A 24,125-nucleotide genomic window follows, 5' to 3' on the forward strand; every position below is an offset into this window, starting at 1 on the left:
TCGGCACCCGTACCCAACACAGGATTCTGTAGCGGTCGATAGTTAAAGCGTGTACGGTTCTTTCTGTAGCGACCGCTACGGAAACTAGGGGGAACCTCATGGGCACCGCACTGACCAGCACCTACGCCCGTACCGTCCGCAAGGAGAGCGGCGGGCCCGGCCTCCTGCTCGCGCACGGGGGAGGCGGTTCGGTGGAGTCGAACTTCGGTCCGATCCTCGATGTCCTGGCCGAAGGCCACAGCGTCGTGGGCGTCGACTATCCGGGTACGGGAGGGACCCCGCGGGCCACCGGGCCGCTGGAACTGGACGTGCTCGCCGACGAATTGGTGGCCGCCGCCGACGCCGAGGGGCTGGAGCGGTTCGCCGTGCTCGGGTACTCCCTCGGCGGGAACGTCGCCGTGCGCATCGCCGCCCGGTATCCCGAGCGGGTCACCGGGCTCGTGCTCACCGCCACCTTCGCCCGCGCCGGGCAGTGGCTCGGGCTCATCACCGACCTCTGGTCGGAGCTGTCCCGGCGCGGGGAGGACGAGCTGCTCGCGCAGCTCCTCGTACCGCTCACCCTCAGCCCGCAGGCGCTGGAGGGGCTGACCGAGGAGCAGGTGGCGGCGGCCGTGCGCGCCACCGCCGCGTCCTTCCCGCCCGGCGGCGGGGACCACGCCGCGCTGGTCAAGGGGGCGGACCTGAGCGCCGAACTCGCGCGGATCGACGTACCCGCGCTCGTCATCGCGACCACCGCCGACCGCCTCGTACCGCTGGAGCTCCAGCGGGAGGTGGCCGACGCGCTGCCCGGCGCCCGGTGGGCGGAACTGCCCACCGGACACCTGCCGTTCGCCGAGCTCCCGCAGGAGTGGGCGGCGCTGGTCAGCGGATTTCTGGCAGAGCTCCCGACACGTCGAGGATGAGCAGCCGGGCCCGCTTGGCCGGGAGGTGGACCTCGGGCAGGTCGATCTCCGGGAGCTCCACCTCCGGGCCGAGCACGAAACCGGTGCGCTGCAGGCGGACGATGGCCTTGACGTTGCGGGCGTCCGGCTCGGCTATGACGCGGCGGGTGCCGGGGTCGGACAGGACGTACGTCATGAAGACGGCCATCAGGGACGCAGTGAAACCGGCCTCCGCGGCGCCGTGGTCGGGGCCGATCAGCAGGTGCGCGCCGACGTCCCCGGGCTGGACCTCGTAGCACTCGCTCACCCGGTCCTCCGCGCAGTCGTACGTCTGGAACAGCGCGACCGGCTCCCCGTCGCGCCGGGCGAGGTACGCGTGGTGGGTGGTGCGGCGGTCCACGTCCGCGTAGATCTCCTCGACCAGCTCGCGGCTGGCGCCCCCCATGCCCCAGAAGGCGGCCCGCTCCTCGTTGACCCAGCCGTGGATCAGTGCGGAGTCGGCGGCGGGGTCGACGGGGGCCAGGGTGACGGTGCCGAAGCCCTCGACGGTCTGGGTGTGGACGGCGGGCCGGGTGGCGGGGGAGGTGGTCATGCGGATTCCTTGGTGAGGCGGGCCCAGTCGGTGACGACCGGGACGAGTTCGCAGCGCGCCCAGAGCGGGAGCTGGTCGCGGTGGTGGGGGCTGCCGGTGACTCCGTCCGCGCCCAGCGGGACCGCCCAGAGGCTGTCCTCGCGGCGGGCCAGGTCCCAGACGTAACGGGCCGCCGATGCGCGGGCGGTGAGGTCGGTGAAACCGGGGACGGTGGAGGTGGCGTTCACGCAGTCGTGGTCGCCGCCGAGCCCCGGCCACTCGGCGTCCGGATCGGGCAGCGCGGACCAGGGGGCGAGGCGGTGGACCTCGGACCAGGGGGTGTCGGGCGCGCCCGCGGCCGCCGTCTCCTCCAGTGCTGCGCGGACGTGCCCGGCCCGGTCCAGCGCGGGCAGGAGGGTGGTGGTGAGCAGCCCCTCCAGGGCGTAGCCGATGCGCGGGAGCAGGTACAGCCAGGGGTGGAACACCTCCGGGCCGGCCGGGGCGTCCGCGAGGCCGGCGAAGACCGGGTCGGCGGCGAAGCGGCGTACGGTCGCCGCCCGGAAGGCCGAGAAGACGGTGGCGTCGGTGCTGTCCGCGTCCATGTGCCGGTCCCAGCCGAGCAGTCGGGCGCGCAGGGCTCCGGCGGCGGGGGAGAGCCCTTCGAACCCGGGCAGCAGGGCGAGCAGCGGCGCGGCGGAGGCGAGATGCGTGTCCGCGTGTACGCCGGCCATCGCCTTCGCGGACCAGTCCGCCGAGCCGGAGAGCAGCTCGCGGATGCGGTTGGCGCGGTGCGGGGGTGCGAACTCCACGCCCAGCGGGGAGGCGATCCCGCGCGCGTTCGCCATGACGGCGAAGCCCTGGACCGGCTCGGCGGGGGTCTTCGCCCAGCCCTGCCAGGTGTGGCGGGGGTCCGAGGCGGGGACGGGGCGCAGCCGGTTCGCGGGGTCGCGCAGCGGGACGGCCCCGGCGACGCGGTGCAGCAGCCCGCCCTGGGAGTCGGCGGCGTGGACCACGTTGACGGGCTCGGCCCAGCTGTCCAGGGCGGCGTCGACATCGGCGACGGTACGGGCGCGCAGCAGGGCGGGCAGCGCGGCGAAGCCGAGGTCGCGGCGGACGCGGGGCGGATAGCGCAGCGAGAGGGTCTGGCCGCTTCGCTCCCCTTCCGGCCGCACGATGACCGGCCCGCGGGCGGTCTCCAGCACCTCCACCTCGACGGGCTCGGCTCCGGCCACGGAGATGGTCTCGGTGTGGCGGTCGACCGGCTCCCACACCCCGTCGGCCCCGAGCGCCTCGATCCGGCCGTCGCCTGATCCCCGCAACTGCTCCTCGTACAGGTCCTGGTAGTCGGCCATGGCGTTGGTGATGGCCCAGGCGACGCCGCCGGTGTGCCCGAAGTGGGCGAGGCCGGGGACGCCGGGGACGGCGAGGCCGAGGACGTCGTACTCGGGGCAGGAGATACGTATCTGCTGGTACACGCCCGGGTCCTCGATGAACCGGTGCGGGTCGCCCGCGATGATCGCCGCACCCGTGGCGGTCCGGTCGCCCGGCACCAGCCAGCCGTTGCTTCCGGCGGTCCCGGGGCCGTCGGTGGCGAAGAGGGTGGCGGCCTCGTCGCCGAGGGCGCGGGCCGCGCGCTCGCGCCACAGCTTCGTGGCGAAGCCGGCGAAGAGGATGTGGGTGGAGATCCAGATGGCGAGCGGAACCCAGGGCTCCCACGGCTCGGGGGCCTGCGCGAAGCGGGGGTCGCGGGCGGCCCCGGAGGCCAGCCCGTCGTTGACCCCGGCGACGTAGGCCCGGACCCAGTCGGCGGTTTCCGGGTCGAGGGCCGCGTAGCACTGGCGCGCGGTGTCGGCGAGGCGGCTCTGGCGGGCGAAGCGGTCCCAGGGGACGGACTCGGGGCCGAGGAGGGAGGCGCTCGCACCCTCGGCGCGCAGCCGCTCGATCGCCAGCTGCCAGGCGCGGTCGAGGGCGGTGGTGCGGCCCTGGGCGTAGGACAGGCGGAGCGGATCCGGGGCGCGGAGGTGTGGGATGCCCCACGGGTCCCGGTAGAGCTCGTAGTTCTCGCCGTGCGCGTCGGTGTCGTCCGCGCCGTCCGTGCCGGTGTCCGTGTACGGGTCGTCGGTGCTGCTCTCGTCTGTGCTGCTCACGCGGCTCACACTCTTCCCCAAGTGCATTTAGGTTAGGCTGCCCTAACTATAGGGGGAAGGTGGGAGTGCGATGAGCGTCGCGAGCGGGTCGGAGAAGACGGCCGGGAAGGCAAGGATGGCAAGGACGGCGGGGACGGCCAAGGGCTGGGAGGGCGTGGTCCTCAGACTGATGCGGGCCAAGGACTTCCGGTTCACGGTGACAGGGGCCGAGCAGGTCACCGAACACTTCCGGCGGGTACGGCTGGAGGACGGCGGGCTGCTCTCGGCGGCAGGGCAGTCGCTGCACCCGACCATGTGGGTCCGGCTCTGGTTCGCGGCCGCCGACGGCAAACCGCACCAGCGGGCCTACACCCTGGTCGACCCGGACCCGGCCACCGGCACCTTCTCGCTCGAATTCGCCCTGCACGACGGGGTCGCGAGCCACTGGGCGCGGCGCGCGGCGCCGGGCGATACCATCGAGGCCACCGTCCAGGGCACCGGCTTCACCGCCCCCGACCCGGCGCCCGCCCGGCTCCTGGTCATCGGCGACCCGGCTTCGCTGCCCGCGATCAACTCCCTGCTGGACGCCCACCCGGACACCCCGGCCACGGTCTGGTTCGAGACGCAGCACACGAGCGACGCCGAACTGCCTCTACGGGTGCACGCGGACCGCCACGACGTACGCCGGGTCGAGCGGGGCGCGGGCGGAGGCAAGGCCCTGACCGACCGGGTCCGCGCCGAACTCCCGTCCCTCCTCGGCGAGGCCGCGTCGGCGTACGTCTGGCTGGCCTGCGACACGGCCACCACCCGCACCCTGACCAGCTGGCTCCGCAAGGACCTCGCGATCCCGAAGCACCGCGTCAACGCCCTGGGCTACTGGCGGCCTTGAGCGGAGGCTCCGGGGTCCTCCGCCCATCCGGCCCCGGCCTTCCGGGTGGGCGGAGCGGCCGCCGGCGACGCCTCCGGGTCGGCTGTGGGCGAAGCCTCTGGGTCGGCCGTCGGCGAGGCCTTCGGGGCGGCCGTCGGTGACGCCTTCGGGTCGGCTGTGGGCGAAGCCTCTGGGTCGGCTGCCGGTGACGTCCCCGGGGCGGCCGCCCGCGACGCCGCCGGGTCGGCCGGGGTCATGTGCCCGTGGTGCCGTCGACGGCGTCGCGGAGGAAGTCCGCGGGGCCGTTCTGGCGGGCGTAGTCGTGGATCACGCGCAGCATGAGTGTGCGGAGCGAGGCGTCCTCCTTCCGCGTCGCCACGTACGCCGTCACGTCGAGGGGCTCGGCGGCCGTCTCCACCGCGCGGGAGCGCCCGACGTCCGCCTCCCAGCCCGCGAAGGCCTGGGCGCGGGTCGCGCCGGAGGCGTCGTAGGCGGCCTGGAAGCCGTGCGTCTCCGACCAAAGGCGGGGGACGTCCGCCCCACCCATCGTCCGGCGGAACCACCGCCGCTCGACCTAGACCTAGACCTCGGCCATGTGCCGGACCAGGCCCAGCTGGGACAGGGCGGCTGATCTCCGACGCGCTGGCTCAGGGTGCGGCCGATGTGGTGGAGGGCGGGGACGCCCGGAGACGTAGCTCCTCGCCGGTGAGGCCCTTGCACTTCCAGGCGAGAGTGGCCCGGCGGAAGTCGAGGTGCGAAGCGTCTCGCGCTCGCCCCGGTGAGGGGCGGCCCGACGCGGTGGGCGGGTCCTGTCGCCGCCTCGGCTGCGATCTTGCCCCGGAGGGGCGGTGGGCCGAAGCCGCCCGGCGGGACCCGCCGTGTCCGTGACTCGCGGCGTCCGGCGGCTGTGACGTGTCCCGCACCCGTGACCGGCAGCGCCCCGCCCCTGCGACGCGCCCCGCGCCCGAGACTTGCCGCGACCCGCGACCCGCGACCCGCGACCCGCGACCCGCGACCCGCGACCCGCGACCCGCGACCCGCGACCCGCGACCCGCGACCCGCGACCCGCGACCCCCGACTCGCCGCGACCCGCGTCCTGTGCGACTCGCCGGGGCCTGCGACCCTTCGCGACGAGTCAGTCGCTACGGCGCCCGCCTCGGGTACAACGCTCGGCGCGGCGCGCGCCTCGGATGCAAGGGCCCGTGTGGCGCCTCCTCTGCGTGCGGCGCCCGCCCCGCGCACGGCGTTCGCGGCACCGCCGGCCCGCGGCATCCGCTCCTACCCCTCCCACATCCACGGCACCGTGACCCCCAGCACCTGGAAGCCCAGCCGTTCCAGGATCGGTCGGCTGTCCTCGGAGGCGTCGACCTGGAGGTAGCGGATGCCCCGCTCCGCCGCCACGCGGGCGCGGTGGGCGACCAGGAGGCGGTAGATGCCGCGGCCGCGCCACTGCGGGAGCGTGCCGCCGCCCCACAGGCCGGCGAAGGAGGTTCCCGGGCGCATTTCCATCCGGGCCGCCGACACCGGGGTGTCGCCGGCCATCGCGACGACGGCTTCGATCGTGTCGGGCTCTTCCCGCAGCAGGTTCAGCATCAGCTCCCTGATGCGCGGGCGGTCCGTGCCGAAGGCGCCTCGGTGGGCCTCCATCATCAGCTCGACGCCCTCCTCGTCGGTCACCACCCGCAGCGTGATCCCCGCGGGCGGCTCCACCGGGATCCTCGCGAGCTCCGAGGCCCTGCCGATCAGCAGGGTCTCCGCCGGCTCGGCGACGAAGCCGGCCGCGCGCAGCCGGTCCCCGAGGTCGGCCGGGCGGTCGTAGTCGTAGAGCTTCCATTCGAACTCCGCGTCCGCGACCTCGCCCCGGGCGGCGAGCTCCGTGAAGAAGGCCACCTGCTCCGCGATCGCCGCGTCCGCCGTCCGCTCGTCCAGGTCGGACCAGAGCACGGAGTTCCCGCCCGCCCCGGGCACGATCTGCCGTACGACACCGCCGGCACCGCCGACGCCATCGGCCCCGCCCACCCGCTCCACCCGCGCGTCGGCGGTGTCCGGTTGGGCGTCGCGGCGCATCTCGGCGTCGAACTCGGCGCGCACGCCGATCAGCTCATCAGCATTCATCGTCATCCGGCCAGCTCACCAGCCGTCACCCACCCCCACAACTGCATTAACCTCACCCCGGTGAACGCACACCCCACCCCCGCGATCTACACGGGCAAGGCCACCCCGGACGCGGCCGTGGACCGGGGCTGGCTGCTCGGTCACTTCAAGGAGCCGGGCGATCCCCGCCACAGCGAGGACGTGGAGATCAAGTGGGGTGTCCACCCCAAGGGCGACGAGCGGGCGCAGTGGGTGCGCGGCGAGTCGCGCACGGCACTGCAGGTGCTCATCAGCGGCCGGTTCCGGCTGGAGTTCCCCGGCCGCAGCGTCGTACTGGCCGAACAGGGGGACTACGTCGTGTGGGGGCGCGGCGTGGACCACTCCTGGTACGCGGAGGAGGACTCGGTGGTGCTCACCGTCCGCTGGCCCTCGCTGCCGGGTTACCGGACCGACGACCAGTCCGACAGCCAGTCCGGCAGTCAGTCCCTCGATCAGTCGGACAGCCGGTCCGACAGCCGGTCCCTCGGTCGGCCCGAAGACCAGTCCGGCCGGACCTCCGCTCCGAACCCCGTGTGACCATGGTCCCGCACCTGTCCGGCGGCCTGTGACGCTGCCCACGATGGCCGCCAACGATCACGCGACGCTGCGATCGTGAAGGTGTAGACCACAAGTCATAAGTCTTGAGACGTTCAGCGTTCAGCGTTCAAGTGTTCTTTGCGGCGGGCCGTTCCCCGGTGAAGATCCGAACCACCAGGGAGCTCGTCCGTTGGCAGCAATCGCACGGTGGTGCATGCGGCACCGCCTCGTCGCCGTCCTGCTCTGGATCCTCGCGTTCGGCGGGACCGCCGCGGCGGCGGTCGGCGCCGGAGCGGCGTTCTCCAACGACTACGAGGTCCCCGGCACGGAGTCCAGCAAGGCGCACGCCCTGCTCCGTGAGGGCTTCCCCGGCCAGGGCGGCGACACCAACACCATCGTGTGGCGGGCCCCGGACCATCAGAGCGCGCGTACCCCGGCCGTCGAGGAACGCATGGCGCGGGCGCTGGACTCGATAGCCGCCCTGCCCGGCGTCGGCTCGGTGGCGGGCCCCTACGGCGCCGAACCCGAGAGCGCCGCCAAGATCAGCCCCGACGGCCGCACCGCCTACGCCGTGGTCACCTTCGACCAGCAGGCGGACTCGGTCCCCAAGGCCCAGGCGAAGGCCGTCGTCGACGCCTCGAAGAACCCCACCACCGAGGCGGACGGCCTCCAGGTCGAACTCGGCGGACGGGCCATCGGCCTCACCGAGGCACCCAGCGCGCACCTCGCCGAGGTGATCGGCGTGGCCATCGCGGCCCTCGTGCTCTTCCTGGCCTTCGGCTCGCTCGCCGCGAGCCTGCTGCCCATCGCGACCGCCCTGGTCAGCGTGGGCACCGCCTATTTCGGCATCACCCTCCTCGGGCACGCGATGCCGGTGGCCGATTTCGCCCCGATGCTCGGCACCCTCGTAGGACTCGGGGTGGGCATCGACTACGCGCTCTTCATCGTCACCCGCCACCGCAAGGGCCTCCAGCGCGGCCTCCCGGTCGAGGAGGCGGCCGAGAACGCCGTCGCCACCACCGGCAGGGCCGTGGTCTTCGCCGGAGCCACCGTCTGCATCGCGCTGCTCGGCATGCTGGTGCTCCGGCTGAACTTCCTCAACGGTGTCGCGATAGCCGCCTCCCTCACCGTGGTCCTGACGGTCGCCGCCTCGGTGACGCTGCTGCCCGCCCTCCTCTCCTACATCGGCATGCGGGCCCTCTCCCGCCGCGAGCGCCGCAAGCTGGCCGCCGAGGGCCCGCGGGCCGAGTCGCCCACCGGCTTCGCCGCCCGCTGGTCGGCCTTCGTCGAACGCCGTCCGAAGCTGCTCGGCCTCCTCGCCACGGCGGTCATGGTCGTGCTGGCGCTGCCCACGCTCTTCCTCCACCTCGGCACGTCCGACCAGGGCAACAACCCGGCCGCGTCCACCACCCGCAAGGCCTACGACCTGCTCGCGGAGGGCTTCGGGCCGGGGATGAACGGTCCGCTGACCGTCGTCGCCCGCCTCGAAGGCGCCGGCGACCGGGTGGCCGTGGACCGCCTCGCGGACGCGCTCCGCACGACGCCCGGCGTCGCCTCCGCCGGACCCGCCGTCCTCAACCGGAGCGGCGACACCGCCGTCGTCACCGTCGTACCAGCCTCCTCGCCGCAGTCCCGGGCCACGAGCGACCTCGTCGACACGCTCCGCGCGGACGTCATCCCGCGCGCCGGGCACGGCAGCTCCATGCAGGTCCACGTGGGCGGCGTGACCGCCGGCTACGACGACTTCGCCGAGGTCATCATCGGCAAGCTGCCGCTCTTCGTGGGAGTGGTCATCGCCCTCGGCTGCGCGCTCCTGCTGCTGGCCTTCCGTTCCATCGGCATCCCGGTCAAGGCCGCCGCGATGAACGTGGCCGCCGTCGCCTCCTCCTTCGGCGTGGTCGTCGCGATCTTCCAGTGGGGCTGGGGCAGCGAACTGATGGGCCTGGGCAGCGCCGGCCCGATCGAGCCCTTCCTGCCGGTGATCATGGTCTCGGTGCTCTTCGGGCTCTCGATGGACTACCAGGTCTTCCTCGTCAGCCGGATGTACGAGGAGTGGCTGGAGACCGGGGACAACAAGAGGGCTGTCCGCGTCGGGCTCGCCGAGACCAGCCGCGTGATCAACTCGGCGGCCGTCATCATGATCTCCGTCTTCCTGGCCTTCGTGCTCAGCGGCGACCGGCTCATCGCGATGTTCGGCATCGCGCTCGCCGCGGCCGTCGCCCTCGACGCGTTCGTCCTGCGCACCCTGCTGGTCCCGGCCCTGATGCACATGCTCGGCGGCGCGAACTGGTGGCTGCCGGCCTGGCTGGACCGGCGGCTGCCCCGCATCAGCATCGAGCCCCCGGAATGCCGGTCGCGTGCGAGACTTCCGGCACAGCGGACCGGTACCGGCGAAGCCACGAGCGAGGACGGCACCGAGCCCGCCACAGCATCCCGGTGACCCGGCCAACCGCCGCCTGAGACCCAAGGACAAGCCCGCATGTTCTCGATAGACCTCGCTGAAGGCGCCCAGCTGTTCCCGCTGGAGGTCCGCCACGCCGAGGAGTTCCTGGCGCACATGAACCGAGGCCGCGCCTGGATCGGCCAGTACGTCGGGCTGCCGGACGTGGTCGCCGACCTCGACGGAGCGCGGTCCTACCTGGGGACCTACGCGCAGCGGGCGGCCACCGACACCGGGCGGCTCTACGGCATCCGCGTGGACGGGGTCCTCGTCGGCGGGGTCCTGTTCCGGACCTTCGACACCGGCAGCGGCACGTGCGAGGCCGGCTGCTGGCTGGAGCCCACGGCCGCCGGCCGCGGCCTGGTCACCAAGGCCTGCCGGACCATCATCGACTGGGCGTTCCAGGACCGCGGCATGCACCGCGTCGAGTGGCACGTCGCCCCTGCCAACAAGAAGAGCATCGCGGTCGCCGAGCGCCTCGGCATGACCCGTGAGGGCGTCCTGCGGGAGAACGACCTCTACCGGGGCCTGCGCCAGGACACCGAGGTCTGGTCGGTCCTCGCCCACGAGTGGCCGCCGGCCACGCCCGCGTAACCGGTCCGACGCCCCGGCCCGCACCCGCGCCGGGGCACCCCGTGCACCCGGGGCCGGGGCGCCCCGGCCATCCGGTCCCGGTGCGCCCCGTGCACCGGCGGCCGGGCGCGGGCGGCCTTTCCGCCGGATTCTCAGAAACCTCTCAGACAAGGCGCCTACCGTGCCCCGCATGGACACCACCAAGACCCCCGCCCCGACCGCTCCCGAGGCGGACTCCCCGGCCGACCTGAAGAAGGCCGACGCCACCGCCGAGAGCGCCGCCACGGCCGCCGCGGACACGGACGTCACGGACGCCACCACCGAAGCGGTCCTCAACGAGGACGCCGAGGACGTCGAGGGCCTCGACGAGGAGCTGGAGGAGCCCGCCGCGGAGTCCAGCGGTGTCGGCGCCGGCGCCTCCGCGATCGTCGCCGCCGGTCTCGGCCTGGTCGCCCTCAGCGGCAGCTGGGTCTCCCGCGTCGTCGGAGAGCGCGAGACGCTCATCGGCCAGATCGGTTCGGCCAACGCCACCACCACCGAGGCGAAGATCGAGGCGCTGTACGGCAACGCCTGGCACATGACCGCCCTGTTCAACGGTGTCCTGTCGACGCTGGCGCTGCTCCTCGCCGTCTTCGTCCTGGCCCGCCCCGCCTTCGGCGCTCCCGGCCGTACGCTCCCCACCTGGGTCCGCGCCGTGTCCTGGGCCGCCGTCGCCATCGCGGCCCTCGGTGTGATCGCCTTCGGCGTCATGTACTTCTACCCCCTCCCGACGGCCCCCGCCGTCTAAGCCCTTCGATGCCGCCCGGCTGCCCGCCTAGGCACCGCCTTAGCCCACCTCGGTGACGTAAGTCCCCGGCCTAAGGCCCCCCGGCCCGCACAGATGCGGCATGCTCCCGATGTGCCGGTACCCCCTGGGACGCGATTCTTGGATCACACCGAACGAGGTGTCCGGGAAACGCAACCAGGGAGTACGAGATGTTCGAGTACGAGATCGCCACCGCCCGCCGCGCAGACCTCATCCGCGAGGCCGACGCGTACCGCCTGGCCGAGGAGGCCAAGAAGGCCCGCCGCGTCTTCTCTCGAAGCCAGAACCCCGAAGGGTCGGTGAGGGGGCACCGGGCTCGCTTCACCCGCGCCGCGTAAGCCGCGCAGGGGACCGCGTGGATCGACACGTGATGAGAAGCGCACCGATATCCAGTGCCGATGAGCAGGACCTCTGTGCGATGCTCGGCGGCGTGGAGACCAGATCTGTCAGCCCGGTGTTCGTCGGCCGAGCCGACGAACTGTCCATACTCACCGACGCCCTGACGCGTGCCGCCGGCCAGGAGCCGCAGGCACTGCTCATAGGCGGTGAGGCAGGGGTCGGCAAGACCCGCCTCACCGAGGAGTTCCTCTGCGAGGCCGACCGCCGCGGCGCGGTCGTGGCCGTCGGAGGCTGTGTGGAGATCGGGGCGGAGGGACTTCCCTTCGCCCCGTTTTCGACGGCTCTGCGCATCCTGCACCGCCTGCTCCCGGGCGAGCTGGCCGCCGCGGCCGCCGGCCAGGAGGACGAGCTCGCCCGCATCCTCCCCGAACTCGGTGAGACCCCGCGCGGCCCGCACGACGAGGAGAGCACCGCCCGGCTCTTCGAGCTGACGGCCCGGATGCTGGAGCGGCTGGCCGCGGAGCGCACCGTCGTCCTCGTCCTGGAAGACCTGCACTGGGCGGACACCTCCACCCGGCACCTGCTCTCGTACCTCTTCCGCGCACTCGGCAGCGGACGGCTCGTCCTGGTCGCCACCTACCGCGCCGACGACGTCCACCGCCGCCACCCGCTGCGCCCCCTCCTCGCCGAACTGGACCGGCTGCGCACCGTCCAGCGCATCGAGCTGCCCCGCTTCAACCGGGCCGAGGTGCGCCGCCAGCTCGCCGGCATCCTGGCCTCCCAGCCCGACGAGGACTTCGTCGAATCGGTCTTCGAGCGGTCCGACGGCAACGCCTTCTTCGTCGAGGAACTCGTCGCTTCCCGCTCCAGCGGCTGCCTCACCGGCCTCACCGAATCCCTGCGCGACCTCCTCCTCGTGCGCGTCGAAGTCCTCCCGGACGCCGCGCAGCGGGTCGTGCGCATCGTCGCCGAGGGCGGCTCCACGGTGGAGTACGACCTGCTGCGGGCCGTCACCCGGCTCACCGAGGACGAGCTGATCGAGGCCCTGCGGTCGGCGGTCGGCGCCAACATCCTCCTCGCCACCCCCGACGGCGACGGCTACCGCTTCCGCCACTCCCTGGTCCGCGAGGCCGTCTCCGACGACCTGCTGCCCGGCGAGCGCGCCCGCGTCAACCGCCGCTACGCCGAGGAGCTGGAGGCCGACGACTCGCTGATCCGCGCCGAGGAGCAGCGGGTCATCCGGCTCGCCAACTACTGGTACTACGCCAACGACACGGTCAAGGCCCTGCCCGCCGTGCTCGCGGCCTCCGTGGCGGCCCGTGGCCGGCACGCCTACTCCGAGCAACTGCGCCTGCTGGAACGGGCCATGGAGCTGTGGGAAGGAGTCCCGGAGGAGATCCGCGCCGAACTGCGACCGGCGGACTACACCGAGGTCTACCCGCCCTGCGGCTGCGACCCCGCCACCACCCCGCTGCAACGCCTCGACCTGCTGGCCGAGGCCACCGTCGCGGCCCGCTTCGGCGGCGAACGCGAACGGGCCCTGAAGATCACCAAGACCGCCCTGCGCTCCCTGGAGGACGGCCACGACCCGCTGCGCGCCGCCTGGTTCCTGACCGAGCGCTCCCGGCTGATCGCCAGCCTCGCCCGCGGAGACGGCTGGGAGGAGCTCGCCAAGGCGCAGGAACTCGTCCAGGGGCTGCCCCCGTCCCAGGTGCACGCCGACGTCCTGGTCCGGGTCGCGAACTGGGGAATGCTCCACAACCCCGGCCCCGACAACCTCGCGGCCGCCGAACGCGCCGTGGAGTACGCGCGGATGGTCGGCGCCGAAGAGACCGAGCTCGACGCCCGGATCACCATCGGCAGCCTGCTCACCGACGCCGGGGACCCCGAACGCGGCCTCGCCGAGATGTTCGCGGTCAAGGACCGGGCCGCCGAGCTCGGGCTCGGCGCGCTCGCGGGACGTGCACATATCAACCTCACCTCTCAGTTGGAATGTCTGGGCCGGTCCCGCGACGCCGTGGAACTGGCCGAATGCGGTGCGGCTCTGGTCAAGCGGTCCCAGCTGCTGGACGCCGAGGCATGGGTCCGGGGCAACCTGGCGGAGAGCCTGTACAGCCTCGGTCGCTGGGAGGAGGCCGAAGCGCAGGCCCGGCGGACGCTGGCCCTCGTCAGCAGCCCCACCCCGCGCGGCTCCGCCGCCGCACGGCTGGCCTACCTGGCCCTGGCCCGCGGCGAGTTCACCGAGGCCGCCACCCAGCTGGCCGCGGCCCGCAGCTGCTTCGGCGTCCACGACACCCAGCCCCAGCACCGGCTCCCGCTCTTCCGCCTCGCGGTCGGAGTGGCCGCGGGGGAGGGGCGGATAGCCGACGTCCGCACCGAGGTGGCCGCCGCCATCGAGCAGGGCTTCCCGCTCGGCCACCACCGCTACGCCTGGCCGCTGCTGCTCGCCGCGGCCTCGGCCGAGGCCGACTCCCGCGGCCTCCCGGCCGCCGAAGCGGGCCGCGCGGCGGCCCTGAGGACGCTGCGCGAGGCCGCACGGACCCTGTCCACCCCCGTCCCGGTGTGGATAGCCCACTCGGAGTACGTCCGGGCGGAGCTGCTGCGCGTCGAGGACCTGGACACCGTCGCCGACTGGACGGGCGTGGAGGAGGCCGTACGCCCCCTGGAGCGCCCGTACCTGCTGGCCAGGGCCCGGCACCGGCTCGTGGAGGCCCTGCTCGGCTCCGGCGGCAGCCGCGAGGCCGCTGCCGGGCCGCTCCACGAGGCCTACGCGACCGCCGAGCAGCTCGGAGCCCGCAGGCTCCGCGAGGACCTGGCCCTGCTCGCGCAGCGGGCCCGGCTCCCGCTCACCCCCGACCGGACCCCCAAGAACCGGACCGCGCCGGGCGCCGACCCGGTCGAGGCGCTGGGCCTGACCAGCCGCGAGCGGGACGTACTGCGCCTGGTCGCGGTGGGCCACACCAACCGCCAGATCGCCGAGGAGCTCTTCATCTCCCCGAAGACGGCCAGCGTGCACGTGTCGAACATCCTGGCGAAGCTCGGTGTCGCGGGCCGGGGCGAAGCGGCCGCCCTGGCCCACCGGCTACGGCTCTTCGGACCGGCCGCCCCGAGCCCGGCCCAGAAGGGCCAGCAGGCCCAGACGGTGCGCTAGGCCGGCTCTCCCGGGTCCTCCTGCGGGCGTATGAGCACCCTGCCGGAGTCCAGGTCTATCGGACCCTTTCCCGGATCGTTGTCGTTCACATCGGTCCGGGAAAGCTCCAGCCGCTTCTTCTCGTCGTGCGCGTGCTTGCGTCCCGGGCTGAAGAGCTCCTCGATCATGTTGAACATCGCGCCCACCGTGCCTTTCGGCCCCCCGTCGGGGCCCGCCGGTCATCGCACCGTCAGTGTCAGGATCCTGTCGTCGCCGGCTTCCGGCGACCCGCGCCCGTCCGTCTCGCTCGTCACCAGCAGCAATCTGTCCCCGCCGAGGGCCACCACGGTCCTCAGCCGGCCGTACTGACCCTCCAGGAAGGCCTCGGGCTCCGCCACCGGGTCCGCCCCGGACAGGGGGATCCGCCAGAGCCGCTGACCCTTCAGCCCGGCCATCCAGATCGAGCCCTGTGCCCAGGCGATCCCGCTCGGCGAGGCCTCGTCGGTCTTCCACACCGCCACCGGATCGCGCAGCCCCGGTTTGCCCGCCTTCCCCTCCGCCTCGGGCCAGCCGTAGTTGGCGCCGGGCTCGATCAGATTCAGCTCGTCCCAGGTGTTCTGGCCGAACTCGGCCGCCCACAGCCGCTTGTCCTTGTCCCAGGCGAGTCCCTGGACATTGCGGTGCCCGTAGGAGTAGACGACCGAGTCGGCCTCGGGATTCCCGTGCACCGGCTGCCCGTCCGGGGTCATCCGCAGGATCTTGCCGCCCAGCGACTTCTTGTCCTGTGCGAGCCCGGTCTCACCGCTCTCGCCCGTCCCGGCGTAGAGCATCTTGTCCGGGCCGAAGGCGATCCGGCCGCCGTTGTGGATCAGGCCCTTGGGGATGCCGCGGAGCACCGTGTCGGGTGCGCCCAGCTGGTCGCCGGCCGCTCTCTTGTCGTCGTAGCGCAGCCGTGCGATGCGGTTGTCGGACTCGGTCGTGAAGTACGCGTAGACCATGCGGTCCGAGGCGAAGGAGGGGGACAGGGCCAGGCCCAGCAGCCCGCCCTCGCCGCCCGGGGCCACCCCGGGCACCTTGCCGACCGCGGTCACCGCGCCCGTGGCCACATCGACCCGGCTGATCGTGCCCTTGTCCCGGGAGGCGACCAGCAGATTCCCGTCCGGGAGCGGAGCCACGCCCCACGGGGCCTCCAGGTCCTTGGCGACCACGCCGGTCACCGTCACCCCGCCCTTGGCGGGCGGACCCGAGGCCGTGGCCGGCGCGGACGCCGACGCGGAGGCCCCGTCCGCGGAGCCCGGCGCCGACGAGCCGGACTCCGGGCCCGGTGGCGAGGCGCCCGGCCGGGCCCCGGCGCCGCCCGGCGGGGAGCATCCCGCCGCCAGCAGCGCCCCGCATCCGGCCAGGGCGAACGCCGTCAGCACTCCGCGGACCCGGGCGCGCGGGGCGACGTACGGCATCGGTACCCGGATCCGATCCCGTCGCCCTTCCGCCGCGGCCGCCCGCCCCTGATTGCCTTCGCCGTTCCGGTCGCCGTTGCGTTCGCCGTTGCGTTCGTTTCGCATCGTCCTGCACCCCTTCGGTCCGTCGCTCACGCCTTCACACGTCTCAACCGCCGCGGTCATACCCGAAGTTCCGGCGCTCGTACACTCGATCGAGTGGTTGTGGGGTCGGCCCGGCCCGGCCTCGCCCGGCCCCGGGCTCAGTCCCAGGCCCCCATCGGCGCCGGCAGCTCCGACAGTTCCGCCAGGTCCTCGGCGGTCAGCCTGACCTCCGCCGCCCGCGCGTTCTCCGCCGCCCACCGCGCCTGCCCGGCCCCCGGAACCGGCACCACCTGCGGCCCCTGCGCCAGCACCCACGCCAGCGCCGCCTGCGCCGCCGTCACCTCGGGCCCGTGCCGCCGCGCGACCCGCCGCAGCCCCGCGACCAGCACCTGGTTCGCCGCCATCGCGTACGCCGTGAACCGCGGATGCCTCGCCCGTACGTCCTGCGGCTCGAACCCCTCGCCCGGGGTCAGGGTCCCCGTCAGGAACCCGCTCCCCAGCGGCATCGCCGCCAGGAACCCCACCCCGCGCGCCGCGCACCACGGCAGCAACTGCCAGGCCGCCTGCGGGGACCACAGCGACAGCTCCGCCTGCACCGCGCTCACCGGGAACACCTGCTGCGCCCGCTCCAGGTGGCGCAGGGTCGTCTCGTAGGCCCGGTCCCCGCGCCGTCCCGCGCCCGGCCCGGTCGCGGCGCCCAGGGTGCAGAAGCCCAGCGCCCGCACCTTCCCCGCGCCCACCAGATCGGCCAGCGCGCCCCACGTCTCCTCGACCGGCACGTCCGGGTCCACCCGGTGCAGCTGGTACAGGTCTATGACGTCGGTGCGCAGCCGCCGCAGCGAGGCGTCGCAGGCCCGCCGCAGGTACCCCGGCCGCCCGTCGGCCACCACGTGCAGCCCGTCGGCCCGCAGCCCCGCCTTGGCGGACACGAAGGCGTCCGTCCGGCGCTGCGACAGCACCCGGCCCAGCAGCAGTTCATTGGTGTAGGGGCCGTACAGGTCGGCGGTGTCCAGGAGGTTCGCGCCCAGGTCCAGGGCCGTGTGCACGGTGTGCAGCGAGTCCTCGCGCCGCCTGCGCGAAGGCGCGTACGCCCCGCTCATGGGCATGCAGCCGAGCCCGACGGCGCCCACCGTCAGCGCCCCCGCCCCGATCGACCTGCGCTCCACCCGTGCGTCCCCCCCTGGTCCTCCCGGTCCGCACACAAACTAACGGCTCGGTCCGGATCCCCTGGCATAGCCTCGTGATCATGACTACAGAGACTCCGGACGTCTGGCTCCCGTTCCCCGCCGAGGAGATCGAGGGGCTGCCCGATTCCTTCCGGTACCGCCAATGGGATGGTGAGGAGACCTTCCCGGCGGACCCGGCCGCCTGCGTCTTCTACGTCACCCCGTACATGAAGTCCCCGGCCGTCACCGTGCGCCCGCTGGCCGCGATGCCCGGCCTGCGGGTCGTCCAGACCCTGACCGCCGGCATCGATCACGTCCTGGGCGGCCTCGGCGACCTGCGCCCCGGCGTACGGCTGTGCAACGCCCGGGGCGTCCACGAGGCGAGCACCGCCGAACTGGCGCTCACCCTCACCCTGGCCTCCCTGCGCGGGATCCCCGGCATGGTGCGCGGCCAGGACCGCGAGGAGTGGCGTTCCGGGTTCTACGCGGCCCTCGCGGACAAGTCCGTACTGATCATCGGCTACGGGGCGATCGGCGCGGCCATCGAGGACCGGCTCGCGCCCTTCGAGTGCGAGCGGATCGAGCGGGTCGCGCGGACGGCGCGCACCACGGCGCGCGGGCCGGTGCACGCCCTCGCCGATCTGCCCCAACTCCTGCCCCGGGCCGATGTGGTGATTCTCTCCACACCGCTCACCGACGAGACGCGCGGACTCGCGGACGCCGGGTTCCTCGGCCGCATGAAGGACGGGGCGCTGCTGGTGAACGTGGCGCGCGGTCCCGTCGTCGACACCAACTCCCTCGTCCTGGAGCTGGAGTCGGGCCGGCTGCGCGCCGCGCTGGACGTCACCGATCCGGAACCACTGCCTTCAGGCCATCCGCTCTGGCATGCTCCGGGTGTCCTGATCACGCCCCATGTGGGCGGCAGCAGCTCGGCGTTCGAGCCCCGGGCGAAGCGCCTGCTGGCCCGGCAGCTCCGCCGCCTCGCCGCCGGGGAGCCCGTGGAGAACACGGTGTTGATCACGGAGTGACGCCTGGTGCGCACGCTCCGCAGTCGGACGGATGCGCTCAGTGGACACAACTCCCCACGTGGTGACGGAGAGTAGAGAAGCTATGTCCCTGAGTGACGAAAGTGGTGTATCGTCCGGAACAAGGGGCTGCGCCACGAACGTCTGGCGCTGGGGAGTGATCGGACACTTTGGGGGGCGACGGGCGATGTACGGCCAATGGACGAAGGATCCGACGCGGCGAAGCCGCCGGAGGCGACGGTGCCGGGACTGGGCTGCACCGAAACCAGCCAGCGAGGGGGACCGGTGAGCGCCCCGGGGGTCGCGCTCCTGACCCGTCAGCCCCTCGCCGGCGGCGGCGCCAAGAACCTGGCGATGCAGCTCCTCCTCGCAGTGGTCTGCAGCGGGTACGCCGTCGGCGCCGCGCTCGGCTGGGGGTCCGAGGAACTCGCCGAGGTCATGGGCGACTTCGGCCTCAGCGCCGCCGGCCTGCTGGCCGCCGTCTCCTGCTTCACGTACGCGCGGGCCATCGACAGCCGCGAACGCCCCGCGTGGCTGCTGTTCGCGTTCTCCTCGCTCATGGGCGGCTGCGGCAACGCCGTCTGGGGCTGGTACGAGGTGATCCTCGGCGAGGCCGTGCCGAAGCCCTCCATCGCAGACTTCGCCTTCCTGTGCTTCGCGCCGCCCGCCATCGTGGGCCTGCTCGTCCTCGCCAAACGCCCGGTCACCAGAGCCGGCTGGGTCTGCCTCGCGCTCGACTCCTGGCTCATCGGCGGTTCCCTGCTCACCCTGTCCTGGAGCCTTGCCCTCGCGCACGCGGCGCGCACCGCGCAGTCGGGCGCCCCCGGGAGCGTTCCGCGCGCGGCGCTCTCGCTGGCCTACCCGCTCCTGGACATCGCGCTCGTCTCGATGGTCCTGGTGCTGCACTTCCGCCGCTCCGAGGCCAACCGCTCCGCAGTGAACACCGCGATCGCGGCCCTCGCGCTGACCGTGCTCAGCGACGCGCTGTTCACCTCGCCCCTGCTCAGCGACGGGTACCAGTCCGGCCAGCTCCTCGACGCCGGGTGGTTCGCGGGCTCCCTGCTCCTCGCGTACGCGCCGTGGGGCGCCCGCCGCATAAGCCCGGTCCCCGCACCCCCGCCCGCCCCCGTACGCGCCGAGCGGCCGCACAGCCGTCCCATCACCGGCTCGCTGCCCGCCCTGACCCCGTACCTCGCGGCGGCCGTCTGCACCCTCGGCATCCTCTACAACGTGGTGGACGGCCGGAAGGTCGACCGGGTCGTCGTCTTCACCGGCTGCACAGTGGTGCTCGCGCTGGTCGTCCGGCAGGGCATCATGCTCCTCGACAACATCGCGCTGACCCAGGAACTGGCCCAGAAGGAGAACCACTTCCGCTCCCTGGTCCAGGGCTCCAGCGACGTCATCATGATCGCCGCACCCACCGGGACCCTGCGCTACGTCAGCCCTGCCGCCGCCGGGGTCTACGGCCGCGAGGCGGAGGAGCTGGTCGGCACCGAGCTGGCCACCCTGATCCACCCCGAGGACCTCGGCCGCGTGGTCCACGAGGTACGCCGCTTCCTGGCGGCCCCGCCCACCGAGGAGCCGACCACCCGCATCGAGTGCCGCTTCAAGTCCGGCGGCGGCGAGTGGCTCAACGTGGAATCCACGGTCAACCGCCACCAGGGCGGGCTCATCCTCAACAGCCGCGACGTCACCGAGCGGGTCCGGCTCCAGGCGCAGCTCCAGCACAGCGCCGAACACGACCCGCTCACCGACCTCCCCAACCGGGCCCTGTTCACCCGCCGGGTCCGCCAGGCGCTGACCGGCCGACGGGCCGGGGACCACAGCACCGCCGTGCTCTTCATCGACCTCGACGGTTTCAAGGCCGTCAACGACACCATCGGCCACCAGGCGGGCGACGAACTGCTCATCGAGGCCGCCTGCCGGCTCCAGGAATCGGTCCGGGCCGGGGACACCGCGGCCCGCCTCGGCGGCGACGAGTTCGCCGCGCTGATCCTGGGCGACGGCAGCCGCGACCGCAGTGCCCGCGAGTACCAGGTCCACGAGATCGCCGACCGGCTGCGCACCACGCTCTCCCAGCCGTACCGGATCGCGGGCAGCGAGGTACGGGTCGCCGCCAGCATCGGCGTGGCCTTCGCGGACCCCGGCATCACCCCTTCGGACCTGATGCGCAACGCGGATCTCGCGATGTACCGGGCCAAGGCGGGCGGCAAGAACCGGGTGGAGATGTACGCGCCCCAGATGCAGGCCGAGGTGGTCCGCAAGGCCGAGCTGGCGGGGCGGCTGCGCACCGCGCTGCACGACGGAGAGTTCGCCCTGCTGCACCAGCCCGTGGTCTCCCTGGCCACCGGCGAGATCGCCGCGGTGGCCGCGCAGGCCCGGTGGCGTTCGGCCCAGGGGATCCTGTTCACTCCGGCCGAGTTCCTGCGGGTCGCCGAGTACAGCGAAGGCGGCGGGCACGGGCTCACCGGGCAGGGGCAGGGGCACGGGCTGGGGCACGCCGCCCTGCCGGACGCCTCGCGCACCGCCGAGCTGGGCCGCTGGCTGCTGGAGGAGGCCGTCGGGCAGGCCGCCGAGCGGCACCGGGCCGGGCACGACGTGCCCGTGGCCGTACGGATGACCGCGCAGCGGCTGCTGGACCGGTCGATGCCGCTGGGCTCCGTGGAAGCCCTGCTGACCCGGCACGGGCTGCCCTCGGGGGCGCTCGTCCTGGAACTCGCGGTCTCCGACCCCAGGGTGCCCTTCGACGACCTGGAGCGCCGCCTGGCGGCCCTGCGCCGGCTCGGGGTGCTGATCGCCCTGGACGGCTTCGGCAGCGGTTACGCGGCCATCAGTGCCCTTCGGCGGCTCCCGGTGGACATGCTCAAGCTGGACAGCGGCCTGGTGGAAGGGGTCGTGGAGTCCCCCCGCCTCCACAAGATCACCGCAGGTTTGTTGCGGATCGCAAACGACCTCGGCATGCAGTCCGCGGCCGAAGGAGTGGACTTGCCCGAGCAGGTCATGGCCCTGCGCGCGATGGGCTGCACCCACGGCCAGGGGATGGCCTTCTCGGGCCCTCTGGACGAGTACAGGCTGCGCCGCGCGCTCGTGAGAGGTACGTTCCCAGTACCGGGCGGTGCGGCCCAACCCGCATGGGCCGGCGGTTCACCCGGGGGCTCCATGGTCATCCACAGAGGCTCACATAATGAGACGCCCGTCCCACCCGCTTGACATCACCCTCCCGCCGGAGGGAGGGTCAATGCCATGCGCACCCGAATTCTCGTACTTGGAAAGCGCGTCGGCTGAAGCTGGGACCAGCATGTCCCCGCTCAACGCACCCGACGCGCTCCCCTCGCTTGCCTCCCGGCACGAGGGGTTTTTTGTTGCACTGGCAACGTCGAATCTCGTTAAACACTCCTCGTAAAACCCTCAGCTTCGAGAAGAGAATGCCGATGACCGAGCAGGCCACCGGGGCCCACCATCCGCAGCCGCGGGCCCGTAACGGCGGACACCAGTCCGCTGCAGTTGAGCACGTCACGGGTGCGCAGTCCCTCATCCGCTCTCTCGAAGAGGTGGGGTGCGACACCGTTTTCGGGATCCCGGGCGGCGCCATCCTCCCGGCGTACGACCCGATGATGGACTCCAAGAAGGTCCGTCACATCCTGGTCCGCCATGAGCAGGGGGCCGGCCACGCTGCCACCGGTTATGCGCAGGCCACGGGCAAGGTCGGCGTGTGTATGGCCACGTCGGGTCCGGGTGCCACCAACCTGGTCACCCCGATCGCCGACGCGCACATGGACTCCGTCCCGCTCGTCGCGATCACCGGGCAGGTCTCCTCGAAGGCGATCGGTACGGACGCGTTCCAGGAGGCGGACATCGTGGGCATCACGATGCCGATCACGAAGCACAACTTCCTGGTGACCAGGGCCGAGGACATTCCGCGGACGATCGCGGAGGCTTTCCACATCGCCTCGACGGGCCGTCCCGGTCCGGTCCTGGTCGACATCGCGAAGGATGCCCTGCAGGCGAAGACCACGTTCTCGTGGCCGCCCACGCAGGATCTCCCGGGTTACCGTCCGGTGACCAAGCCGCACGCGAAGCAGATCCGTGAGGCCGCGAAGCTGATCTGTCAGGCCAAGCGCCCGGTCCTGTATGTCGGTGGCGGCGTCATGAAGTCCGGTGCGACGGCTGAGCTGAAGGTCCTGGCCGAGCTGACCGGGGTCCCGGTCACCACCACGCTGATGGCGCTGGGTTCCTTCCCCGACAGCCACCCGCTGCACGTGGGCATGCCGGGCATGCACGGTGCGGTGACCGCGGTGACGGCGCTGCAGAAGTCGGACCTGCTGATCGCGCTGGGCACCCGCTTCGACGACCGCGTCACGGGCAAGCTGGACAGCTTCGCCCCGTTCGCGAAGATCATCCACGCGGACATCGACCCGGCCGAGATCGGTAAGAACCGTGCGGTGGACGTCCCGATCGTCGGTGACGCCCGCGAGGTCATCGCCGACCTGATCCAGGCCGTCCAGGCCGAGCACACCGAGGGCAACGCCGGCGACTACTCCGCCTGGTGGAAGGACCTCAGCCGCTGGCGCGACACGTACCCGCTGGGCTACGAGAAGCCCTCCGAGGACATGCTGTCCCCGCAGCAGGTCATCGAGCGGATCGGCCAGCTGGCCCCCGCGCACACCATCTACGCGGCCGGCGTCGGCCAGCACCAGATGTGGGCCTCACACTTCGTCAAGTACGAGGAGCCCCGCACCTGGCTGAACTCAGGCGGTGCCGGGACCATGGGTTACGCGGTTCCGGCCGCGATGGGTGCCAAGGTCGGCATGCCGGACCGTACGGTCTGGGCGATCGATGGTGACGGTTGTTTCCAGATGACCAATCAGGAGCTGGTCACCTGTGCGCTGAACAACATCCCGATCAAGGTCGCGATCATCAACAACGGTGCCCTGGGAATGGTCCGCCAGTGGCAGACCCTGTTCTACAACCAGCGGTACTCCAACACCGTGCTGCACGCGGACGAGACCGGCCAGGACACGGCGGTCGGCTCCCAGCTCGGCGAGTCCAGCGCCCCCCGCAAGGGCACCCGCGTCCCGGACTTCGTCAAGCTGTCCGAGGCCATGGGCTGCGTGGCGCTGCGGTGCGAGGACCCGGCCGACCTGGACCGGGTCATCGCCGAGGCCAACGCGATCAACGACCGCCCGGTGGTGATCGACTTCATCGTCCACGAGGACGCCATGGTGTGGCCGATGGTCGCCGCCGGCACCTCGAACGACGAGGTCATGGCCGCCCGGGGCGTCCGTCCCGACTTCGGCGACAACGAAGACGACTGAGCCGAGAGAGCCGAGAGAGAGAAAGACTCACATGTCCAAGCACACGCTCTCCGTCCTGGTCGAGAACACGCCCGGCATCCTCGCCCGGATCGCCGCGCTGTTCTCCCGCCGCGGGTTCAACATCGATTCCCTCGCGGTCGGTGTCACCGAGCACCCCGACATCTCGCGCATCACCATCGTCGTGAACGTCGAGGACCTCCCGCTGGAGCAGGTGACCAAGCAGCTCAACAAGCTGGTCAACGTGCTCAAGATCGTCGAGCTGGAGCAGCACAACGCCATCGAGCGCGAACTCGTTCTGGTGAAGGTCCGCGCCGACAACGAAACGCGCTCGCAGATCGTCGAGATCGTCCAGCTGTTCCGCGCCAAGACCGTCGACGTCTCCCCGGAGGCCGTCACCATCGAGGCCACCGGCGGCACCGACAAGCTGGGCGCGATGCTCAAGATGCTGGAGCCCTTCGGCATCAAGGAGCTCGTCCAGTCCGGCACGATCGCCATAGGGCGCGGCGGCCGGTCCATCACGGACCGCAGCCTGCGCGCGCTCGACCGCAGCGCCTGAGCCGACCGGGCGGCGCCGGTCCCCAGCACCCGGGACCGGCCCGCCGCTCGGATGGCGAGACCGAGAAACACCTATTCCGTTCCCCGCCGTACGGTGGGAGCAACACCAGCGCACCAAGG

Annotated in this window: 18 protein-coding genes and 1 pseudogene; 12 read left to right on the forward strand and 7 right to left on the reverse strand. The window is 72.6% G+C overall.

Annotated elements, in window-relative coordinates; translation table 11 throughout:
- Positions 1 to 98: 98 nt before the first annotated feature.
- Positions 99 to 902 carry an alpha/beta hydrolase gene (locus OHU74_RS25515; RefSeq protein ID WP_330298718.1) on the forward strand — a complete coding sequence of 268 codons (804 nt, stop codon included), beginning with the start codon at positions 99 to 101 and terminating at the stop codon, positions 900 to 902.
- Here OHU74_RS25515 and OHU74_RS25520 read toward each other — a convergent pair.
- Both OHU74_RS25520 and OHU74_RS25525 read right to left on the reverse strand, forming a co-directional pair.
- Complete coding sequence (locus OHU74_RS25520) at positions 862 to 1,473, reverse strand: GNAT family N-acetyltransferase (protein WP_371618033.1); 612 nt, start codon at positions 1,471 to 1,473, stop codon at positions 862 to 864. The genes OHU74_RS25515 and OHU74_RS25520 overlap by 41 nt on opposite strands.
- Positions 1,470 to 3,482 (reverse strand): penicillin acylase family protein, encoded by a 2,013-nt coding sequence (locus tag OHU74_RS25525; protein ID WP_371619808.1) that lies wholly within the window; start codon positions 3,480 to 3,482, stop codon positions 1,470 to 1,472. The genes OHU74_RS25520 and OHU74_RS25525 overlap by 4 nt, the downstream gene beginning before the upstream one ends.
- Before the next feature lie 232 nt (positions 3,483 to 3,714).
- On the opposite strand from OHU74_RS25525, the gene OHU74_RS25530 reads away from it, so the two are divergent.
- On the forward strand, positions 3,715 to 4,467 hold the full coding sequence (locus tag OHU74_RS25530) for a siderophore-interacting protein (protein ID WP_371619809.1): 753 nt from the start codon (positions 3,715 to 3,717) through the stop codon (positions 4,465 to 4,467).
- A 232-nt stretch (positions 4,468 to 4,699) separates the two neighbouring features.
- Here the strand turns inward: OHU74_RS25530 and OHU74_RS25535 are convergent, their stop codons facing one another.
- Complete coding sequence (locus OHU74_RS25535) at positions 4,700 to 4,993, reverse strand: DUF664 domain-containing protein (RefSeq protein ID WP_371618034.1); 294 nt, start codon at positions 4,991 to 4,993, stop codon at positions 4,700 to 4,702.
- A 731-nt stretch (positions 4,994 to 5,724) separates the two neighbouring features.
- Positions 5,725 to 6,561, reverse strand: a complete 837-nt coding sequence (locus tag OHU74_RS25540; RefSeq protein ID WP_371619810.1) for a GNAT family N-acetyltransferase — start codon at positions 6,559 to 6,561, stop codon at positions 5,725 to 5,727.
- Positions 6,562 to 6,621: 60 nt separating this feature from the next.
- Between OHU74_RS25540 and OHU74_RS25545 the strand changes: the two are divergent.
- From OHU74_RS25545 to OHU74_RS25570, 6 genes and pseudogenes are all read left to right on the forward strand, one after another.
- Positions 6,622 to 7,002: pseudogene (locus tag OHU74_RS25545) on the forward strand (signal peptidase I); the annotation flags it as partial.
- Between the two features lie 304 nt (positions 7,003 to 7,306).
- The gene (locus tag OHU74_RS25550; protein WP_371618035.1) at positions 7,307 to 9,556 is read left to right on the forward strand and encodes an MMPL family transporter; all 2,250 of its coding nucleotides are present in this window, start codon (positions 7,307 to 7,309) and stop codon (positions 9,554 to 9,556) included.
- Between the two features lie 39 nt (positions 9,557 to 9,595).
- A complete protein-coding gene (locus OHU74_RS25555) occupies positions 9,596 to 10,150 on the forward strand; it encodes a GNAT family N-acetyltransferase (protein ID WP_371618036.1) in 555 nt (184 codons plus the stop codon).
- A 169-nt stretch (positions 10,151 to 10,319) separates the two neighbouring features.
- Positions 10,320 to 10,916, forward strand: coding sequence for a hypothetical protein (locus OHU74_RS25560; RefSeq protein ID WP_371618037.1), 597 nt, complete (start codon positions 10,320 to 10,322; stop codon positions 10,914 to 10,916).
- Positions 10,917 to 11,104: 188 nt separating this feature from the next.
- Positions 11,105 to 11,272, forward strand: a complete 168-nt coding sequence (locus OHU74_RS25565) for a hypothetical protein (RefSeq protein WP_371618038.1) — start codon at positions 11,105 to 11,107, stop codon at positions 11,270 to 11,272.
- A gap of 80 nt (positions 11,273 to 11,352) precedes the next feature.
- Complete coding sequence (locus tag OHU74_RS25570; RefSeq protein ID WP_371619811.1) at positions 11,353 to 14,424, forward strand: AAA family ATPase; 3,072 nt, start codon at positions 11,353 to 11,355, stop codon at positions 14,422 to 14,424.
- Here the strand turns inward: OHU74_RS25570 and OHU74_RS25575 are convergent.
- The 3 genes from OHU74_RS25575 to OHU74_RS25585 all read right to left on the reverse strand — a co-directional run bounded on the left by OHU74_RS25575 (position 14,421) and on the right by OHU74_RS25585 (position 17,110).
- Positions 14,421 to 14,600, reverse strand: coding sequence for a DUF6191 domain-containing protein (locus OHU74_RS25575; protein ID WP_371618039.1), 180 nt, complete (start codon positions 14,598 to 14,600; stop codon positions 14,421 to 14,423). The two genes, OHU74_RS25570 and OHU74_RS25575, sit on opposite strands and share 4 nt — an antisense overlap.
- Positions 14,601 to 14,642: 42 nt before the next feature.
- On the reverse strand, positions 14,643 to 15,860 hold the full coding sequence (locus OHU74_RS25580) for a sorbosone dehydrogenase family protein (protein ID WP_371619812.1): 1,218 nt from the start codon (positions 15,858 to 15,860) through the stop codon (positions 14,643 to 14,645).
- Positions 15,861 to 16,102: 242 nt separating this feature from the next.
- Entirely contained in the window at positions 16,103 to 17,110 is a 1,008-nt protein-coding gene (locus tag OHU74_RS25585) for an aldo/keto reductase (protein ID WP_371618040.1), read from the reverse strand.
- An 80-nt stretch (positions 17,111 to 17,190) separates the two neighbouring features.
- On the opposite strand from OHU74_RS25585, the gene OHU74_RS25590 reads away from it, so the two are divergent.
- The 4 genes from OHU74_RS25590 (at position 17,191) to ilvN (ending at position 24,006) form a co-directional block, all read left to right on the forward strand.
- Positions 17,191 to 18,138, forward strand: coding sequence for a 2-hydroxyacid dehydrogenase (locus tag OHU74_RS25590; RefSeq protein WP_371618041.1), 948 nt, complete (start codon positions 17,191 to 17,193; stop codon positions 18,136 to 18,138).
- A 282-nt stretch (positions 18,139 to 18,420) separates the two neighbouring features.
- Positions 18,421 to 21,345 (forward strand): putative bifunctional diguanylate cyclase/phosphodiesterase, encoded by a 2,925-nt coding sequence (locus OHU74_RS25595; protein ID WP_371619813.1) that lies wholly within the window; start codon positions 18,421 to 18,423, stop codon positions 21,343 to 21,345.
- Positions 21,346 to 21,560: 215 nt separating this feature from the next.
- On the forward strand, positions 21,561 to 23,450 hold the full coding sequence (locus tag OHU74_RS25600; RefSeq protein WP_371618042.1) for an acetolactate synthase large subunit: 1,890 nt from the start codon (positions 21,561 to 21,563) through the stop codon (positions 23,448 to 23,450).
- A 31-nt stretch (positions 23,451 to 23,481) separates the two neighbouring features.
- Positions 23,482 to 24,006 carry an acetolactate synthase small subunit gene (gene ilvN / locus OHU74_RS25605; RefSeq protein ID WP_053677671.1) on the forward strand — a complete coding sequence of 175 codons (525 nt, stop codon included), beginning with the start codon at positions 23,482 to 23,484 and terminating at the stop codon, positions 24,004 to 24,006.
- The last annotated feature ends 119 nt before the right edge of the window (positions 24,007 to 24,125 follow it).

It is taken from the genome of Streptomyces sp. NBC_00454 (assembly GCF_041434015.1).
Classification (GTDB): Bacteria; Actinomycetota; Actinomycetes; order Streptomycetales; family Streptomycetaceae; genus Streptomyces.

Bases quoted from the DNA above. Each gene is read 5' to 3' on its own strand.
- OHU74_RS25515 (WP_330298718.1), top strand. From the start codon at position 99: ATGGGCACCGCACTGACCAGCACCTACGCCCGTACCGTCCGCAAGGAG.
- OHU74_RS25520 (WP_371618033.1), bottom strand. From the start codon at position 1,473: ATGACCACCTCCCCCGCCACCCGGCCCGCCGTCCACACCCAGACCGTC.
- OHU74_RS25530 (WP_371619809.1), top strand. From the start codon at position 3,715: ATGGCAAGGACGGCGGGGACGGCCAAGGGCTGGGAGGGCGTGGTCCTC.
- OHU74_RS25535 (WP_371618034.1), bottom strand. From the start codon at position 4,993: ATGGGTGGGGCGGACGTCCCCCGCCTTTGGTCGGAGACGCACGGCTTC.
- OHU74_RS25540 (WP_371619810.1), bottom strand. From the start codon at position 6,561: ATGAATGCTGATGAGCTGATCGGCGTGCGCGCCGAGTTCGACGCCGAG.
- OHU74_RS25555 (WP_371618036.1), top strand. From the start codon at position 9,596: ATGTTCTCGATAGACCTCGCTGAAGGCGCCCAGCTGTTCCCGCTGGAG.
- OHU74_RS25560 (WP_371618037.1), top strand. From the start codon at position 10,320: ATGGACACCACCAAGACCCCCGCCCCGACCGCTCCCGAGGCGGACTCC.
- OHU74_RS25565 (WP_371618038.1), top strand. From the start codon at position 11,105: ATGTTCGAGTACGAGATCGCCACCGCCCGCCGCGCAGACCTCATCCGC.
- OHU74_RS25570 (WP_371619811.1), top strand. From the start codon at position 11,353: ATGCTCGGCGGCGTGGAGACCAGATCTGTCAGCCCGGTGTTCGTCGGC.
- OHU74_RS25575 (WP_371618039.1), bottom strand. From the start codon at position 14,600: ATGTTCAACATGATCGAGGAGCTCTTCAGCCCGGGACGCAAGCACGCG.
- OHU74_RS25580 (WP_371619812.1), bottom strand. From the start codon at position 15,860: ATGCCGTACGTCGCCCCGCGCGCCCGGGTCCGCGGAGTGCTGACGGCG.
- OHU74_RS25590 (WP_371618041.1), top strand. From the start codon at position 17,191: ATGACTACAGAGACTCCGGACGTCTGGCTCCCGTTCCCCGCCGAGGAG.
- OHU74_RS25600 (WP_371618042.1), top strand. From the start codon at position 21,561: ATGCCGATGACCGAGCAGGCCACCGGGGCCCACCATCCGCAGCCGCGG.
- ilvN (WP_053677671.1), top strand. From the start codon at position 23,482: ATGTCCAAGCACACGCTCTCCGTCCTGGTCGAGAACACGCCCGGCATC.